1 pseudogene is annotated in these 413 nt (G+C 54.0%); it reads left to right on the top strand.

Going from position 1 to position 413, the window contains the following annotated elements:
* Positions 1-413 (top strand): annotated as a pseudogene (locus ACQG19_RS27470) (IS6-like element IS26 family transposase); the annotation flags it as partial.

Below are 413 nucleotides of genomic sequence, written 5' to 3'. Positions count from 1 at the left end.
ACCTACGTGAAGGTCAATGGCCGCTGGGCGTATCTGTACCGGGCCGTCGACAGCCGGGGCCGCACTGTCGATTTTTATCTCTCCTCCCGTCGTAACAGCAAAGCTGCATACCGGTTTCTGGGTAAAATCCTCAACAACGTGAAGAAGTGGCAGATCCCGCGATTCATCAACACGGATAAAGCGCCCGCCTATGGTCGCGCGCTTGCTCTGCTCAAACGCGAAGGCCGGTGCCCGTCTGACGTTGAACACCGACAGATTAAGTACCGGAACAACGTGATTGAATGCGATCATGGCAAACTGAAACGGATAATCGGCGCCACGCTGGGATTTAAATCCATGAAGACGGCTTACGCCACCATCAAAGGTATTGAGGTGATGCGTGCACTACGCAAAGGCCAGGCCTCAGCATTTTA

Origin of the sequence: Enterobacter cloacae complex sp. 277I4 (genome assembly GCF_050031465.1) — a bacterium.
Lineage (GTDB): Bacteria > Pseudomonadota > Gammaproteobacteria > Enterobacterales > Enterobacteriaceae > Enterobacter > Enterobacter cloacae.
This window is presented reverse-complemented; position numbering and strand designations above follow the sequence as displayed.